Here is a 16,705-nt window from a genome sequence, read left to right as displayed (position 1 = left end):
GGAGACGCCCGCTTCCGGAACTAGCTGGGGTTCATCGCGACGGGGTGGTGTCGCGCATCGCCTTCAGCATCTTCAGCTGACCCTTGACGGTGCCGTCGGCCTCGAGCAGGCGGTAGCCGTACTGGTGGACCGAGATGCCGGCGGCCGGGCGGTACGCGGTGTAGATCGTGCCGACCTTGACCTGCGGGTACTGCTTCGCGGCCAGCTTGAACGAGCGGACCATGTAGTCACCGCTGATCTGCTCGTTCGCGACACCGTAGAGCCACACCTGGTTGATGCCGGCGTTCGAGTGCACGGAGGTGCCGAACTCGGTCCACCAGATCGGCTTGGCGCTGTCGCCGTTGGCCTTCATCGCCGCGACGACGGCCGGCAGGTTGGTCATGCGGCCCTTGCCGGTGATGTCGGTCGACTCCGGAGCCTTGGTCTGGTTGCCCTGGTACGGGTGCAGAGCCATGATGTCGAACGCGCCCTTGGCGCCGGCGGCGTAGGCCTGCTTGATGAAGACGTCGTCGGTCTGCGCGGGGCCACCGAAGATCACCGGCAGGGCGGCGTTACCAGCGTTGATACCGGCGTAGGCGGCCTTGAGCACGGCGACGAACTTCTTCACCCGAGCGGCGGAGTCGCTGACGCCGGTGAACTCGGCCAGGTTCGGCTCGTTCCAGACCTCGATGCCGGCCAGACGCGAACCGTAGTTCTTGGCCAGGAACGTCATCCACGGCTTGATCGACGCGGCGTTGGCCGGGAACTGCATCGTGTTGCTGCCGGTGCCGGGACGGGCCCACAGCGGCGACTGGTGCGCGGTCAGGAAGACCTTCATGCCCTTGGCGCGGATCCGGTTGATCACCGTGTTCAGCCGCTGGTTGTGCCAGGACGTCGTGGTCGGCGCCGCCGAGGTCGGCTGGCTGGCCGACCAACCCATGTCGACGCGGACGATCTGCACCTTGTTGGCGGCCAGCGCGTTGAGGTGCTTGTCGAACATCGCGTTCGGGGTCTGGCCGTTCCAGTACATCTCCCACATCGCGTGCATCTGCACACCCAGCTGCGGGACGGCGGGAGCAGCGGCGGTGCCGGCGGCCAGCGCCGTCGCCGAGCCGGCCACGCCCACGGCCTTCTTCTTCTTCTTGGCCGAGGCGTCAGCGGTCGGCTTGGTGACCAGCGCCGTGGTCGCCGCCTGCGCGGTGCCGCCGACGGCGCCCCCGATCAGACCCGACACGGCCAACACGCTGGCTACCAGGAACTTGCGCTTCATCCTCGCCCCTCGCTTCTCTCGTCTGCCTCTCGACAACCAAGTTCGGCAGCGTCGGTAGCGGGAACGGAAGCGGGACGGGAGCAGGACGGTTGCCTGATTCCGGATCTTGGTCAGAGGGTGCGGGCCGGGTGCGGCACGGGTGCCAGCAACCGCTCCGCCAACCATTGATCACGGCTCTGAGCTGGGAAAACACCGCGTAGACGGCGGGCGCGGCGCGGTGCGGGCGCCGCACCGCGGAGGCCGAACGTCACCCGAAGGGCGACGCAGCGGCAGCGTTCCTCGGTTGCTTCGGAGCGCGCGACGGTACCCGTGAAGCTCATGATCGCCTCCTGACGGACGCGGTACGGCGAGACGAATTCATCCGCCTTGCCCTACCTCTTCACGGTCCCGAGGGCGGCCCGGTTCGGTGTTCACGCGGATTCGACCGTCAGCAGGATTTGGTACGAGTCGACCTCGGTCACCGTCAGGGTGAGCTGCATGCCGTCACCGGACGCCTGGACGGTGCAGAGCGGGAACGTACCGGAGCGCCCCTCGACCGGCCGGCAGGTACCGGTGATCTTCGGTTCGGACCAGCCGGCCGACTCCAGCGAGCGCCGGAGGTCGGACGGGCTGGGCGCGGCGTCCGCCTGCCAGCGCCGGAACGACAGCGGACAGCCGGTGTCGACGCAGCCGGCTCCGGAGCGGTCTTCGTTCTCCACCTGCCACCAGCCGGCGAGCGGACGGAAACGGTTCGCCGCCGCCGCCACGTCCGGATCACCACCGCTCCGAAGCGTGACCACCGCACCCAGGGCGCCGATCACCACCACGACGACAGCAACCGCTGCCGCGAGCATCCAAGCGCGGTGGCGCCGGTTCTGTTCGATCGCGTGTCGAGCCGGGCTCATTCCTGTCTCCTCGCGTCCCCCGCAGTCATCCTCTTCAATGAGTTACGTCGCAGATGCGTTGTGTGTTCAGAACGGGCAGCGACGTTTTCGATGCCGTCCTGCGCCCCCGGTGCGAAGCGACCCGGCCCGCGCCAGCGTGACCCCGAGCGCCCCGACCGTGGCGAGCAACAGCACCACCGCCGCCGCGAGCGGCGCGGTCGAGAGACCGCGGGCGTCGGCCTCCCCCGCGTCGACCGTGCGGACGCCATCGAGCGCCCCGCCGTCCGCGCCGGTGACGTTGCCGGCCGGGACGACGTCCGCGAACCGGGAAGAGCCCGTGCCGTGCGGCACCGCAACCCGCGCGACGCTGCTGCCGTACTCGTTGACGGCCTCGACCGTGAGTGCGGTGGTGCGATCGGGGAGCGCGGGGAGGTCTGCCTGGCGCGCGGATCCCGGGACGTGCACGAGCAGGCGCCCGGCCGCGTCATGAACGCGCCACGCGTCCACCGGACCGCCGGCGACGGTGCCCCGCCGACCGTCGGCCACGGCGCCCCGCTGCCCGTCCACAGCCGTGCCCGGCCGCCAGCGCACAACCGCACCGTCGGGCCCGTGCGCGGCCCGCACCGTCACGCCGGTCGGATCGGCGGGGAGCTGACGCGCGAGCCCGACCCGGTCGACGTGGACGACCGCGCCCGCCATGAGCTCGGCGCCGTCGGCGGCGCTCACGCGCAGCCGGACGCGGCCCTGGAACGGCTCCGGGTACACGTGCGCCACGGTCGGAACGGGGGTCGTGCGGTCGGTCGTGCCGTCGCCGTCGAAGTCCCAGCGGTACGCGGCCACCGCCGAGGGCGGCAGCGCCGAGGCCGAGGCGTCGAACGTCACCGGCGTGCCCGGCCGCGTCCAGTATTCGTCGATGACCAGCGCGACCGACGCCGCGGAAGCTGAACTCTTTTCAACCTCACGTGTCTCCGCTGACTGAGCGTCGTCCGCAGGGGTCGGTCGAAAAGAATTCACTGGCGGCGACTCGGGCGTGCCCGGTATCGCGGCCGCCGCCTCGCGGACCGCCTGGTCGACCGCCCGGCCGGGCTTCGCGTAAAGGCCGTGCGTCGAGTGCGCGAAGTCGCCGAGGTTGTTGTTGCAGATCGGGTCGTCCCGGTCGCACCAGGAGCCGACCCGCCGCGCCAGGTCCGCCGGGACGTACGGCGAACGTGCCTCGAGCACGCCGTTATCGGTGTAACAACTGACGTTCCCGCGCCGCCAGGGCGACAGCGATCGGCCCTGGCACGCCGCGGGAAAGATCCCTCGCCCCTCCGGCAGTGAGAGCTTCGGGTCGCCGAACAGGCCGACGAACACGATGCGGTCGCGGAGGCTGCGCGGCACCGTGGGGAGCGCGTCGCCGACGACCTGGGCGCCCTGCGAGTACCCCCCGAGGATCACCCGCTCGTCCGGGCAGGCCCGCAGCCGCTGCTCCAGGTAGGCACGCAGCTCGATGGCGCCGGCCCTGACGCTGGCCCGGTACCGGCCACCGGCGTTGCCGGTCCAGTACGACCCGGCGTCCAGCAGGTTCTCGAACGCGTCGCTGCTGTCGACGCCGACGCCGACGGCCGGGTAGCGGGTCCCACCGTACGTGGCCGTACCGAGTTCGTACGCGGTGGCCCGCACCGCGGTTCCGAGCCGAACCGACAGCGCGGCGAAGAACACCGCGCTCTCCCGCTGCGCCAGCCGCTGCCCGGAGCCCCGCGCGAACACCACGGTGACGTCGCCGCACGCGGGGTTCTCTCCGCGCGCCACCGGCGCACCGGCCACGATCACCACGACCGGCAGCAGGAGCAGAGCCGCGACCACCCAGCGCGAGGCCCGAGCGTGGAACACAGACGCGAAGATCACGGGTTACCTGTTCGGCGCAGGCGCGGTCGCACGCGGACGACCGCGCGATGAATGAAGCACCCGAGGGGTTGGCGAAACGGACAGCGAATAGGTGGGCCGACTGGCCAGGGAATTGCCGAGCCGACCCGCGGCAGCTTATGGCGACCCGACCGGCCGCCGCCCCGCCATCCATTCCACTGTTCGGCGCGGAATTACGAACGCCCTGGCGGCGGCCGACGTCGCCGTTCGGCGATTCAATACCGGCCCATACGGACGATCAGCGCGCCCGAAAACGCCCACGCACGCTAGACATAGGGGTTTATTTCGCCGCGTGAATAAACAGCATTAATAAAATTCAACTACCGTGCGCAATTTCGGGCACACATCTCTCCTGCTCACGCGCACATCATTGTCCCCAGAATGTTCAGACGCCGGAGAGAGCTGCCGATCTGGCCGGAGACAACTGTCGGCGCGCCCGAGGGACTCTCATGTCGTACCGCCTGGTGACCCGTAGCGACTTCGACGGGCTGGTGTGCGCCGTACTGCTGCGCCGGCTCGACCTGGTCGACGAGATCACGTTCGTCCACCCCAAGGACGTCCAGGACGGGACGTTCGAGGTCACCGAGCGGGACATCCTCACCAACGTGCCGTACGCGCCGCGCGCGCACCTGGTCTTCGACCACCACCACTCGGAGACGCTGCGCACCGGCGGTGACGCGCCGAACCACGTCATCATCCCGGACGCACCGTCCGCGGCCAGGGTCGTCTACGACTACTACGGCGGGCGCGAGCGGTTCCCCTCGGTCTCCGACGAGATCATGGACGCCGTCGACCGCGCCGACTCCGCGCAGTACGACATCCGGGAGATCCTCGACCCGACCGGCTGGACGCTGCTCAACTTCCTGATGGACAGCCGCACCGGGCTCGGCCGGTTCCGCCAGTTCCGCATCTCGAACTACCAGCTGATGCTGGCGCTGATCGACGCGTGCATCGAGCACCAGGACGTCGAGGACATCCTCGACCTGCCGGACGTCGCTGAGCGAGCCGACCTCTACAACGCCCACCACAAGTTCTTCGTCGACCAGCTCAAGCGGGTCGGAACGCTGCACGGCGACGTGGTCGTCGTCGACCTGCGGAACGAGGCGACGATCTACGCGGGCAACCGGTTCATGGTCTACGCCCTGTACCCGCAGGCCCGCGTCTCGGTGCACGTGCTGTGGGGCCGCCAGAAGCAGAACACCGTCCTCGCAGTGGGCAAGTCGATCTTCGACCGCACGTCACCGATCGACGTCGGTGCGGTGATGCTCCACTACGGCGGCGGCGGTCACGTCGCCGCCGGGACGTGCCAGGTGCCGCACGAGGACGCCGAACGCGTCCTCGCCGAGGTGATCGACGCGGTCGGGACGCCCCGCACGGTCGCGGTCTGACCCGGCGAACCGTCAGGTCACACCGGGTCGCCGACCACCAGTTCCTGCCGGGCCGACGCCGGGGCCGCGAACGCCAGCAGCGCCGCGCCCTCGGCCTCGATCGCGGACGCCTGCGCGGCCGACCAGCGGGACAGCGGCCGCACGGTGAGCGTGGCGCCGCCCCGCCCGCGGGTCAGCACCCAGACGCCGTGGACGTCGCCGTCGACGAGGATCGTGCCGGGCAACTGGCCGTTCTTCGTGAACGTCCGCGCGCGCGCCTCGGCGGTCTCCGGCACCTGGAACCGATTCCGCTCGGCGTAGGACAGGTGCAGGTTGTCGAAGTCGTAGAGGAAACGGACCGGCGACGGCGTCTCCTCGCCGGGGCGCGGCGCGTCGGGCAGGTCGAACAACTCCCGGCCCTCGTCGTCGGTGAACGTGACCAACCGGGGGCGCAGCCGCTCGAACACCTCGCCCAGCCGGGTGAGCCCCGACCAGGTCTGCGCGTCCTTCACCCCGGCCGGGCCGAACGCGCCCAGGTAACGCAGGACGAGGTCGTCGGGTACCGCGGGCTCGACAGGGCCGGCGTCCAGCCAGAACTCCGCCGGGATGTGCGCGATCGGCCCGCTGACCGGGCCGGACGGACCCCAGGAGCCCCGCGGCGGCACCTGCACGAGCGGCAGGAGCGCCCGCACCGTGTAGGACAGCGCGTGCGGATCGTTCGCCGGCCAGCGCTCGGCGAGGCCCTTCTCCAGCGCCGCGAACGTCAGCGGCGCCTCGGCCAGCAGCTCACGGCCGACCGCGGCCAACTCGTCCAGGTCGACGCCGTCGAGGAAGCGCCGGTACGTCTGCAGCGTGGCCCGCAGGATCACCGGCGTCAGCAGCGGACGCCAGGCCAGCCCGTCGCGCGCCGAGACGAGGTGGATCGTGGACCGCTGCAGCGCGATCCGCACCAGGCTGCGGTCGACCAGCAGCGCCGAGACGGCCTCCGGCGTGACACCGGCCAGCCGGGCGGCGAGCCCGAAGTACCAGGAGTGCGGCGTCTGAGCCTGGAGGCCACCGAGCCGCTCGACGGCGTCCACCACCCGCACGTCGGCGCGTTCCAGGAGGAACTGCCTGGCGAGCGTCGCGCGGTTCAGCGCCCGCCTGGAGAGCCTCTGCCCAGTCATGCCGCAGACGGTAGAGCACCCCACCGACAATCTCGTCTCTGTCGCCGCGCGAACAATCCGCCCGTCACGGCGCTGACCGTGCACGACAGCGATCGCCGCCACCCTGGAACTCGACCATGAGTCCGGAAGGAGACTGCGATGAGCTGCCACGAACACCACGGCGACTGCGGCTACGACTACAACAACAGCTGGGACTACGAGTGCCACAAGCCGCGCCGGCACCGTCGCTCCCGCAAGCGCCTCCACAGCGCTTGGGACTACACCGGCTGGTGAGTCGAACTACTCGCCGCCGACTAGCGTCTGCAGGAAGATCCGATCGATGTCGCGGCCGCTGTTCGCGCGGTACGCCTTGCCACCGACGGCCTGCGTGATCGCGTTGAGCTCGGCCAGGTCGGCGTCGCTCCCGAAGCCGATCGCGATCACCTGCACCGGCTTGTCCGGCTGAGCGATCTGACGAAGCCGCTGGACCAGCTGCGCACGGGTCAGGCCGTCGTCCTCGTTCTTGCCGTCGGTCATCAGCACCAGCAGGTTCAACCGGCCGGGCTGCCAGTGCGCCTGGACGTTGCGGAACGCGGCGTACATCGTGTCGTACAGGCCGGTCGCGCCCTTCGGCGTCAGATCGCGCCGGATCGCGGTCTCCAGCGCCGCCCGGCGCGGCGTGCCGTCCGACAGCGCGCCGCCGATCGGCCCGAGCGGGACCAGCTGCCGGTAGTCCTTGTCGCCGTCGAGTTCCGTCGCGAACTTCCACAGTCCGACGCCGGACTCCGGGCTGAACAACGTGATCGCCCGGATGCACGCCTCCTGCACGACCTGCATGCGGGTGCCGGAGCCGTCCGGCGCCCGATCCGTCATCGAGCCGGACGTGTCGATCGTGGCCAGCACGTTCGCCCGGCGCTGCAGCGCGGTCCAGAACACCACGGTCCGGGTGATCCCGTCGTCGGTGGGCAGGCCCCTGGCACCGTCCGAGACCGGACCGCCCATCCCCAGCACCGGCTGGAGACCCCGCGCGTACCGGGTGGTGCGCTCCGGGTCGCGGAATCCGGCCCGCCCGTACGCCTCCCGCCCCTCGTCGCTCTGGATCAGGTCGAGGAAGCTGGCCGCGATCTTCTGCCGGATCGGATCGACCCAGGGCGCGGCGAGCGTCACGTACGGGTAGTCGGCGAAGATCGTCCCCTCGGTGGGGTGCACGGCGGTCAGCGGCACCACCGGGTCACCGTTGTCGTACGCCGCCACCTGCTGCTCGGTCGCCGGGAACGGACCGGCCTCGGCGAGCAGCGCGGCCTCGTCCGTGGCGCCGCGCAGCCGGGCGAGGAACGCCGCCGACGTCGGCTGGTCCACGGTCGCGGCCCTGGCCAGCAGCAACGCGTTGTGCAGCTCGGTCTCGCCCACCTTGTTGTCGCCGTTGGCGTCGACCACCGACAGCAGCGTGCCGAGCGCCGTCGTGGACTGCCGCGGGTCGCCGACGCCGATCCGCAACGCGCCCCACTCCGGGTGGCCGTAGTCGCTCCAGGTCCGGCCGTTGATCCGCTGCAGCCCGAGCTGCGTCCACGACACCGGCGTGTTCGGCCAGCCCAGCGCATCGGCCATCGGGCGAGGCAGCGCCAGCACGATCGGCGAGGTCGCGATGCTGGGGCGGTCGTAGGCGAACAGCGGGGCGACACCCGGCCGTGCGGCGGTGCTGGTGATCCAGGTGGACGAATCCGGCATCCAGACATCGACCCGGTTCGCGGGCGCGGCGCCGTTCTGGGTCGGCGTCAGCGACTGGCCGACGGCGGACGACTCCTGGCCGCGGACCAGGATCGCACCGCACTTCCCGTCGATCCGGTGTTCCCCGGCCTCCCAGGCGTAGGCCAGCTCCCGGACGACGTCCTGCTGATCGGGCGAGGTGACGACGGAGAGCACGACCGGCTCGCCGGTGCACTCGTCGGAACGGAGGAGGTAACCGGCAGTGAGCGCGCCACCGACCAAGACGACCACGACGACCGCAGCAGTCCATGGTCGAAACCACCAGCGGCGGGCGCGCGGACGCGAAGCCGCCGAGGCGGATGCCTGCTGGCGGAGTACCACCGCAGTGCGGTGCCGACCACGCGCCATGAGCACGGAAGGTACCTGATGCTGCTCGGCCCCGACCAGCGTGCGTCCGGTGGGTGCCCACCCCAGCCGTTCTGCCCTGACTCAGCGGTCGACCAGCGCAAGAAACAGGGGCAAGTTCATCGTCTGTAACTCCTGGATCGCGAAGGAGTCGGTAGGCTCCGACCGCCAACAGTGAGCAAACGGGAGCGTGGGGTGTCGCTCGACCGCCACGACGACGCAGGCGTCCTCCTGGGGCTGGAACGCCTCCGCGCGGTCGCCGGAACGGCCGGCGAGCCCGCCGTGCCGCTTCCCGCGTCCGGCAGCCGTCCGGACGGCCAGCCGCGCCCGCGTCCGGTCAGCCCGATCGGCCCGGTCGACGCGGCGCCGCTCCGGTCCACCACCGGCACCCACGGGGCCGGTGTCCGGGCCGCCACCGCGGCGAAGGCCGCACAGGGTTCGGCCGGCTACGAGATCCTCGGCGAGCTCGGCCGGGGCAGCCGGACCGTCGCGTACCGGGTCCGCCGCGGCGACGGCGTGTACGCGATGAAAGTGGCGCGGGACCGCGTCACCGGGCCCGACGACGACGCGGCGACGGCCGAGGCCGCCGAGCGCGCGTTCCGCCGGGAGGCCGCGCTGCTCGCCTGCGTCGCGCACCCCGGCCTGGCGCGCGTGCACGAGGTCGGCACCGCCGACGGGCGTCCGTACCTGGTGATGGACCTGGTCGACGGAGATCGGCTAGCCGACGTCCTCGCCGACGGGGCGCTCGGCATCGACACGCTGCTCGCGATCGGCATCGACGTCGCGGACGCGCTGGCCGCGGCCCACCGGGCCGGACTGATGCACCGCGACATCAAGCCGGAGAACATCATCGTCCAAACCGGCGTCGGGCACGTCGCGCCGCAGGCGCGGGTGATCGACTTCGGGATGGCCTCCCGGCTGGGCGCACCGCCCGACGGCACGGTGGCCGGGACGATGCTCTACTGCGCGCCGGAGCAGTCCGGCATGCTCAACCGCCCGGTCGACGGCCGCGCCGACCTCTACGCGCTCGGCGCCGTGCTGTTCGAGTGCGCGACCGGCGCGCCGCCGTTCGACTCCGACGACGTCGGCTCGCTGCTGCGGATGCACGCGACGGTGCCTGCGCCGGATCCGCTGATGGCTCGCCGCGACCTGCCGCCCGCGCTCGGGGGCGTGATCGCGAAGCTGCTGGCCAAGGACCCGGACGACCGCTACCAGAGCGGCGACGGCCTGGTCGCGGACCTGCGCAGGCTGGCGTCCGGCGAGGGGGCGTTCCGGCTCGGCACCGCCGACCGGCCGACCGCCGGGAAGACCGAGGCCCCGCTGGTCGGCCGTGACGCCGAGCTCGGCGCGCTGGCGGCACGCTGGCAAAAGATCCGGGACGCCGCCGCCGACGGCACCGCCGCCGGGGGCGCCGCGCTGGTCACCGGGCCGCCGGGAAGCGGCAAGAGCCGGCTGACCGAGGAACTCACGGTCGCGGTCACCGCCAACCGAGGGCTGGTCCTCTACGGCAAGTGCGACGCGGACTCCTCGGTGCCGCTGGCGCCGCTGCGCGAAGCGTTCGACCGGTACGTCGCCGAGGTCCTGGAGCTGCCGCCGGCCCGCCGGGTCGCCGCCGCCGTCGACCTGACCGCCGCGGCCGGTCCGGCGGCGTCGCTGTTACACGGCCTGTCCCCCGGCCTGGGCGCGCTGCTGGAAGCAGCGCCGCTGGTCGCCGACGACCGCGACCAGCCGCTACCGGGTGCGGTCGCCGGATTCCTCGCCGGGCTGGCCCGCTCCGCGGGCGGCCTGGTGCTGCACCTGGACGACTTGCACTGGATGGACGACGCCACCGGTCGGGTGCTCCGCCAGCTGGCCGACGAACTTCCGGACGCCCCGGTCCTGGTGCTCGCCACCGCGCGCGACGGCCCGGGGCACGAGTCGGAACTCGACGCGGTGCGGGCGGCGCTCGGCCCGGCGCTCGACCTCACGATCCGGCTCGAACCCCTGCCCGCGGACGCCGTCGCGGAGCTGGTCCGCGGCGTCACCGGCGGCATCCGGATCAGCGCTGCCGCCGCGGCCGCGCTGGCCGCCCGCAGCGACGGCAACCCGTTCACGCTGCTGCAGTTCCTCACCGCGATCGTCGACGCCGGCCTGGCCCGGCCGTCCTGGGGCACCTGGCAGATCGACTCCGACCTGCTGCACGACGTCGAACTGCCGGTCGACGCGGTGGCGCTGGTGCTCGAACGGCTGCGCGGGCTGGACGACGAGAGCAGGCAGTTGCTCGGGGTCGCCGCCGCGCTCGGCCCGCACTTCGACCCCGGCATGGTCGCCGAGGTCGGCCGCATCGCCCGGCGCCGCGCGATCGAGGTCGCCAGCGCCGCCGCCTGGCGCCACCTGCTGGAGCGCCGGGACGGCGACAACTTCCAGTTCTTGCACGACCGGATCCGCGAAGCGCTGCTCGGCCAGTTCGACCCCGCGACGCTGCGCAGCGTGCACGCCCGGATCGCCGACGTCCTCACCGCGCAGGACCAGAGCGTGCCCGCCACGGTGTACGCGCTGGCCCGGCATCGGCAGCTGGCCGACGACGGCAGGCCGAACCCCGCGCTGTTCGTGGCCTGCACGGCCGCCGGACGGCTCGCGCTCGCCGAGCAGGCACCGGCCGAGGCGGTCGGCTTCCTGGAGCAGGCGGCCGCGGCGGCGACCCGGTCGGGCCACGTTCCGGACGCCCAGTTCCTGCAGGCGCTGGGCCGCGCACAGCACCGCACCGGCCGGTTCCGCGACGCGCTGGCCACGCTCGAGGCCGCGCGGGCGCGCACCGCCGAACCGCTCGAGCGCGCCCGGCTGCTCGCGCTGACCGCGCAGGTCCACGACAGCACGTGGGCGACCGACCGGCAGTCGCAGGCCGTCGACGAAGCGCTGCTGGAGCTCGGCAGGCCGCTGCCGGACAACCCGTTCGTGCTCGTCTTCTCGACGCTCTGGCAGGTGCTGGCCGGGCTGGCGATCATGCTGACCCGGATCGGTTACGGCACCGTCCGGGAACCGCAGCGCGACCTGTACTGCCTGCTCACCGAGCTCTACGACGCCGGCGCGCTGGCGTACGCCCGGCAGTTACGGCCGACCGTCTCGCTGGCGTTCACACTGCGGCGGGTCTTCCTGACCGCCCGGATCGGCCGCGGCCCGGAGAGCGCGCGGATGGCGATGGCGGCGGCGCACCTCGTCTACATCATCGGCCTGCGCCGGTACGGGCGGTGGCTGACCCGGCGGGCGCACCGCACGGCCGAGGACGTCGGCGACCCGCAGCTGACCGCGTTCGTCGACTGGCTGGAGGCGCTGGACGAGCAGTTCTTCGGCTTCGACCAGGGCGAGCGGGTCCGTGCGGTGCTCGCCAACCGCGCCCGGTGGCTGGACGCCGGCCGCCGGATCGACCTGCTGTCGGTGCTCTGCTGGGACACGCTGCTGCGCGGCGACGTCGGGGGCGCCGAGGAGGTGTTCACCCGTCGCCAGGCGCTGGTCGAGGCCAGCGACGGCGCGCTGAACTCGACCGTGCACGCGTGCAACGTCGGGCTGCTCGCGCTGCAGGGGCGGCCCGCGGAGGCCGCCGCGCAGCTGGCCAGGGCACGAGCCGACGGCGGACGGGCGCGCTGGGAACGCGTCGACCTGAGCTACGTGGCGATGCTGTCCGAGGTGGAGCAGGGCGACTGCGGCCCGGCGTTCGACGAGGCCGTCGCGGACCTGGAGGACGCCGCGGTGCCCTGGTGGGCGCTGATCCCGATCCACCGGGGGCTCTACGTCTACCAGGCGTACGGGCGGCTCGAGCAGGTCCGCGTCGCGAGCAAGGACGACCGGGCACGGCGGCTGGCGCAGGCCCGCGCGGCGGTGCGGGCGCTCGGCCTCGTCGCCAACACCCCGATGCTGCGGGCACACCATCGGGTGACGCGCGCCGGGCTGCTGCTGTGCGAGGGGCGCACCGACCGTGCGCTGCGGGCGCTGAACACCGCCGAGCCGGTGCTGCGCGCCGTGGACGCGCCGCTGGTGGCGTTCGAGACGGCCCGGATCAGGGCTCGGGCCCTGCAGAGTCTGGGCGCGGACGGCGAACGCGACCGGCAGGCACGGTACGCGCTGGCGCTCGCCGTCGAGCAGCGCTGGCCGCACCGGGCCCGCCAGCTCGCGTCGGAGTTCGGCCTGGACAGCGCGTCCCGGGTCACGCTGCACCAGGCCCGGTCCTCCGACGGTGTCGCGGTCAGCCTGTACCGGCAGCGGCTGGACGCGATCCAGCAGGTCGGGCTCGCCGCGTCCCGCGTGCTCGATCCGGCCCGGGTGGCCGCGGTCGCGCTGGACGAGACGATCCGGATCCTCGGCGCGGAACGCGCCTACCTGTTCCTGGTCGACGACACCGGCCGGCTGCGCCCGCACGGGGGACGCGACGCCGCGCGCACCGACCTCGGCACGCTCACCGGCTACAGCGCGACGCTGGTCGAGCGGGTCTGGCAGAGCCGCACCGCGATGGTCGTCACCGGCACCGAGGAGGGTGCAGCGCTCGGCGCGGAGAGCGTCGTCCTGCACGGGCTGCGCAGCATCATGGCGGCGCCGATCCTGCTCGACGGCCGGCTGCTCGGCGTCGTCTACCTGGACAGCCGGGTCGCGAAGGGCATCTTCACCGCGGACGACGTCGGCGTGCTCACCGCGATCACCAGCCACGTCGCGGTGGCGCTGGAGACCGCGCGAGCCGCGCAGCTAGAGGTGGCGGTCGGTGCCGCGAACCGCCAGCGCGACCTCGCCGAGACGCTGCGGGACGCGCTGGCCGCGATCACCGGAATCCTCGAACCGACGCCCGAGCAGGTGCTGCGGCGGCTGCTCACGGTCGTGTTCGGTGTCGTCGGGGGCGACAGCGGCTGGCTGATCCAGGCCGGGCCGGAGCCGCCGCTGGTCTGGGTACGGGCCGCGTCGCGTACCGGACGGCACCACCGCACCGACGACCTGGCCGGCATCTTCGCCGCGGTCGCGGCGGCGGACGGGCTGGACGACCCCGGCGACGGCCTGAACATCCCGACCGGATCGCACCCGGTCGCGATGGAGGCCGACGCCCGGCTGCTGCACCTGCTCGAGACGGCCGAACCGGCGGTGAGCCGGTCCGACGCGCCGCGCCTGGTCACCGACGCGCTGCCGGACGCCCGGTGCTGGCTGGCGCTGCCGCTGGTGGCGCGCGACGAGCGGCTCGGCGTCCTGCTGTTCGCGACCGGCTCACCGGACGACTACGACGACGGCGTGGCCGAGATCGCCGGTGCGCTGGTCGGGCAGGGCATGGTCGCCTACGAGAACGCCCGGCTGTTCGCCGAGGTCCGGCGGCTCGCGACGATCGACGGGCTGACCGGCGTCGCCAACCGCCGCCACTTCTTCGAGCTGGCCACCCAGGACGTCGCGGTCAGCAGGCGGGACCGGGCGGCGAGCTGGCCGATCGCCGCGATGATGATCGACATCGACCACTTCAAGCAGGTCAACGACGAGCACGGCCACCAGGTCGGCGACGAGGTGATCCAGGTGGTCGCCGGGCGGCTCCGGCAGAACGGCCGCGGGCTCGGGCTGCTCGGCCGGTACGGCGGTGAGGAGTTCGCGCTGCTGCTCCGCGCCGGGCCGGTGGAGGCGGCGCGGGTCGCGGAGCAGCTGCGGGCCGCGGTGGCCGAGGACCCGGTGCCGACGTCGGCCGGGCCGCTGCGGGTGACGATCAGCCTCGGCGTCACCTACCTGCGCGACGCCGACCTGGACGCGGATCCGGACGCGGACACGCTGGTCAGCACGCTACTGGGGCGCGCGGACCGCTGCCTGTACCTGGCGAAGCACGCCGGCCGGAACCGCGTGCACGTCAGTTAGCGCCGACCTCCACCGGGATTCCGTTGAGGACGGCGGTGCCGCTCAGCGCGTCGAGCAGGTCGGGGTCGGTGAGCGTGTTCGCGTTGACGCCTGAGGTCTGCTCCGCGACCCGCTGCCGGGTGCCGGGCAGGCCGTGCCCGAAGCCGTGCGGCAGGCTGACGACGCCGGGCATGATCGTCTCGCTCGGCTCCAGCACGGTCGCCACCGCGCCGACCCGCGAGCGGACCCACACCTCCTGCCCGGCCGCGAGCCCGAGCCGGGCGGCGTCGTCGGTGTTCATCTGCAGCGTGCACCGGTTCGACCCGCCCGCCAGCGCGCGGACGTTGTGTGACCAGCTGTTGTTCGTCCGCAGGTTCCGCCGCCCGACCAGCACGAACCCGTCGCGCCGGGCGCCTGCGCCGGAGCGGAGCCGGGCCAGGTCGGCGACGATCGGCGCGGGTGCCAGCTCGACCTTCCCGGACGCGGTGGCCACCAGCGCGTCGAGCGCGGGCTCCAGCGGACCGAGGTCGAGGCCGTGCGGAGCGTCCAGCAGCCGTCGCAGCGAGAGCCCGCCGGGACGGGCGCCGAACGCGTCACCGTAGCTGCCGAGCCGCAGCATCAGGTCCAGCCGTCGTTCGGTGCCGTCCGCACCGGTCAGCTCCGCCGCGAGCTCACCGGCGTCGCGTCCGTGCACCGGGGACGTCGGGTCGGCCACGGCGTGCGCCAGCGCCGCGCCGATCAAGCCCTCGTCGAGCAGCGCCGGATCGGCGTCCACGCCCTGCCCGGCGGCGATCAGCGCGAGCTTCGCGAGGATCTGCGCCTCGTTCGGCCTGCCGTCGAGAGGGGCGAGCACCGGCGGGGAGTAGCGCGCCACCCGCCGGACCGCGAACCCGAGCAGCGCGACGTCGTAGTGGCCGGCTTCCAGGATCCGGGGCGGCGGGAGGATCACGTCCGCGCGCCGGGTGGTCGCGTTCAAGTACGGGTCGACGCTGACCATGAAGTCGAGCGTCTCCAGCGCCGCGTCCAGGCCGGGTCCGTCCGGGGTGGACAGCACCGGGTTGCCCGCCACCGTGACCAGCGCGCGGACCTGGCCGTCGCCGGGCGTCCGGATCTCGTCGGCGAGGGTCGCGACCGGGAGCTCGCCGATGACCTCCGGCAGGCCCCGGACCCGGCTGCTCCAGCGGCCGGTCCGGAACGGCTTGCGCCAGCGCGTGCGGCCGTGCGGTGGTGCGCCGAACATGCCGCCGCCCGGCCGGTCGAGGTTGCCGGTCAGCGTGGTGACGACGTCGACGAGCCAGCTGGTCAGCGTCCCGAACTCGGCGGTCGACGTGCCGATCCGGCCGTACACCACGGCGGTCTCGGCCGCCGCGAGCTCACGGGCCAGCGTCTCGATCTCCTCGGCCGGGACGCCGCACACGTCGGCCATCGCGGACGGCGTGAACTCCTTGGCCAGCACGCGCAGTTCCTCGACACCCGCGAAGCGGTCGTCCAGCGCGGCCACCAGGTTCTCGGCGAACAGCGTGTGCACGATGCCGAGCAGCAGGTACGGGTCGGTGCCGGGGCGGATGAACAGGTGCCGGTCGGCGAGCGCGGCGGTCCGGGTGCGGCGCGGGTCGACGACGACGAGTCGCCCGCCGCGCGCCCGCAGCGCCTTGAGGCGGCCGGGGAAGTCGGGGGCTGTGCACAGGCTGCCGTTGGACTCGACCGGGTTGGCGCCGAGCATCAGCAGGTAGTCGGTGCGGTCCAGGTCGGGCACCGGGATCGCGGTCGGGTCGCCGAACATCAGCCCGGCCGAGACGTGCTTGGGGAGCTGGTCGACGCTGGCCGCGCTGTAGACGTTGCGGGTGCCGATCGCCTTGCGCAGCGCACCTAGGTAGAGCCCGCCACCGAGCGTGTGCGCGTTCGGGTTGCCGAAGTACAGCGCGACCGACTCCCGGCCGTGCTCCGCGGCGACCCGGCCCAGCCCGGCCTCCACGGCGGCGAACGCCTCGTCCCAGGTGGCCGGGGTCAGGACGCCGTCGCGGCGGACGAGCGGCCCGGTCAGCCGATCGGGGTCCTGGTCGAGGTCGCCGAGCGTCGCGCCCTTCGGGCAGATGAAACCACGGCTGAAGACGTCGTCCCGGTCACCACGGACCCGGACGACGTCCCGGCCGGAGAGCGTGATCTCGAGGCCGCAGACGGCTTCGCAGAGCGGGCAGGTCCGGTAGGCGGTTCGAGTGCTCATGGAGGGCGCTCCTC

At 72.8% G+C, this 16,705-nt stretch carries 9 protein-coding genes; 3 read left to right on the top strand and 6 right to left on the bottom strand.

Annotated features, from left to right (window positions below; translation table 11 throughout):
* Positions 1 to 31: 31 nt before the first annotated feature.
* The 3 genes from BUB75_RS04225 to BUB75_RS04215 form a co-directional block, all read right to left on the bottom strand.
* Positions 32 to 1,249 (bottom strand): cellulase family glycosylhydrolase, encoded by a 1,218-nt coding sequence (locus BUB75_RS04225; protein ID WP_073251543.1) that lies wholly within the window; start codon positions 1,247 to 1,249, stop codon positions 32 to 34.
* 410 nt (positions 1,250 to 1,659) lie between these two features.
* Positions 1,660 to 2,133, bottom strand: a complete 474-nt coding sequence (locus BUB75_RS04220; protein ID WP_073251540.1) for a hypothetical protein — start codon at positions 2,131 to 2,133, stop codon at positions 1,660 to 1,662.
* Between the two features lie 66 nt (positions 2,134 to 2,199).
* Positions 2,200 to 3,999, bottom strand: coding sequence for a cutinase family protein (locus BUB75_RS04215; RefSeq protein ID WP_073251538.1), 1,800 nt, complete (start codon positions 3,997 to 3,999; stop codon positions 2,200 to 2,202).
* Between the two features lie 467 nt (positions 4,000 to 4,466).
* Between BUB75_RS04215 and BUB75_RS04210 the strand changes: the two genes are divergently transcribed.
* Positions 4,467 to 5,405 carry an exopolyphosphatase gene (locus tag BUB75_RS04210; RefSeq protein ID WP_073251536.1) on the top strand — a complete coding sequence of 313 codons (939 nt, stop codon included), beginning with the start codon at positions 4,467 to 4,469 and terminating at the stop codon, positions 5,403 to 5,405.
* A 17-nt stretch (positions 5,406 to 5,422) separates the two neighbouring features.
* Here BUB75_RS04210 and BUB75_RS04205 read toward each other — a convergent pair whose 3' ends face one another.
* Positions 5,423 to 6,550, bottom strand: a complete 1,128-nt coding sequence (locus BUB75_RS04205) for a winged helix DNA-binding domain-containing protein (protein ID WP_073251533.1) — start codon at positions 6,548 to 6,550, stop codon at positions 5,423 to 5,425.
* 138 nt (positions 6,551 to 6,688) lie between these two features.
* Here BUB75_RS04205 and BUB75_RS48065 point away from each other — a divergent pair, with 138 nt between their 5' ends.
* Complete coding sequence (locus BUB75_RS48065; RefSeq protein ID WP_281248281.1) at positions 6,689 to 6,823, top strand: hypothetical protein; 135 nt, start codon at positions 6,689 to 6,691, stop codon at positions 6,821 to 6,823.
* A gap of 6 nt (positions 6,824 to 6,829) precedes the next feature.
* Here BUB75_RS48065 and BUB75_RS04200 read toward each other — a convergent pair whose 3' ends face one another.
* Entirely contained in the window at positions 6,830 to 8,527 is a 1,698-nt protein-coding gene (locus BUB75_RS04200; protein ID WP_073251531.1) for a substrate-binding domain-containing protein, read from the bottom strand.
* Positions 8,528 to 8,815: 288 nt separating this feature from the next.
* On the opposite strand from BUB75_RS04200, the gene BUB75_RS04195 reads away from it, so the two are divergent.
* Entirely contained in the window at positions 8,816 to 14,488 is a 5,673-nt protein-coding gene (locus BUB75_RS04195; protein WP_084740202.1) for a diguanylate cyclase, read from the top strand.
* Here the strand turns inward: BUB75_RS04195 and BUB75_RS04190 are convergent.
* On the bottom strand, positions 14,481 to 16,691 hold the full coding sequence (locus BUB75_RS04190; RefSeq protein ID WP_073251525.1) for a molybdopterin-dependent oxidoreductase: 2,211 nt from the start codon (positions 16,689 to 16,691) through the stop codon (positions 14,481 to 14,483). The two genes, BUB75_RS04195 and BUB75_RS04190, sit on opposite strands and share 8 nt — an antisense overlap.
* Positions 16,692 to 16,705 lie beyond the last annotated feature (14 nt).

This window comes from Cryptosporangium aurantiacum, assembly GCF_900143005.1.
In the GTDB taxonomy this organism is placed as follows: Bacteria; Actinomycetota; Actinomycetes; order Mycobacteriales; family Cryptosporangiaceae; genus Cryptosporangium; species Cryptosporangium aurantiacum.
The sequence above is the reverse complement of the archived record's forward strand: the minus strand, read 5'-3'. Positions and strand labels throughout refer to the sequence as shown.

Coding starts and splice junctions, on each gene's coding strand:
- BUB75_RS48065 (WP_281248281.1), top strand. CDS start 6,689: ATGAGCTGCCACGAACACCACGGCGACTGCGGCTACGACTACAACAAC.
- BUB75_RS04205 (WP_073251533.1), bottom strand. CDS start 6,550: ATGACTGGGCAGAGGCTCTCCAGGCGGGCGCTGAACCGCGCGACGCTC.
- BUB75_RS04225 (WP_073251543.1), bottom strand. CDS start 1,249: ATGAAGCGCAAGTTCCTGGTAGCCAGCGTGTTGGCCGTGTCGGGTCTG.
- BUB75_RS04210 (WP_073251536.1), top strand. CDS start 4,467: ATGTCGTACCGCCTGGTGACCCGTAGCGACTTCGACGGGCTGGTGTGC.
- BUB75_RS04220 (WP_073251540.1), bottom strand. CDS start 2,133: ATGAGCCCGGCTCGACACGCGATCGAACAGAACCGGCGCCACCGCGCT.
- BUB75_RS04190 (WP_073251525.1), bottom strand. CDS start 16,691: ATGAGCACTCGAACCGCCTACCGGACCTGCCCGCTCTGCGAAGCCGTC.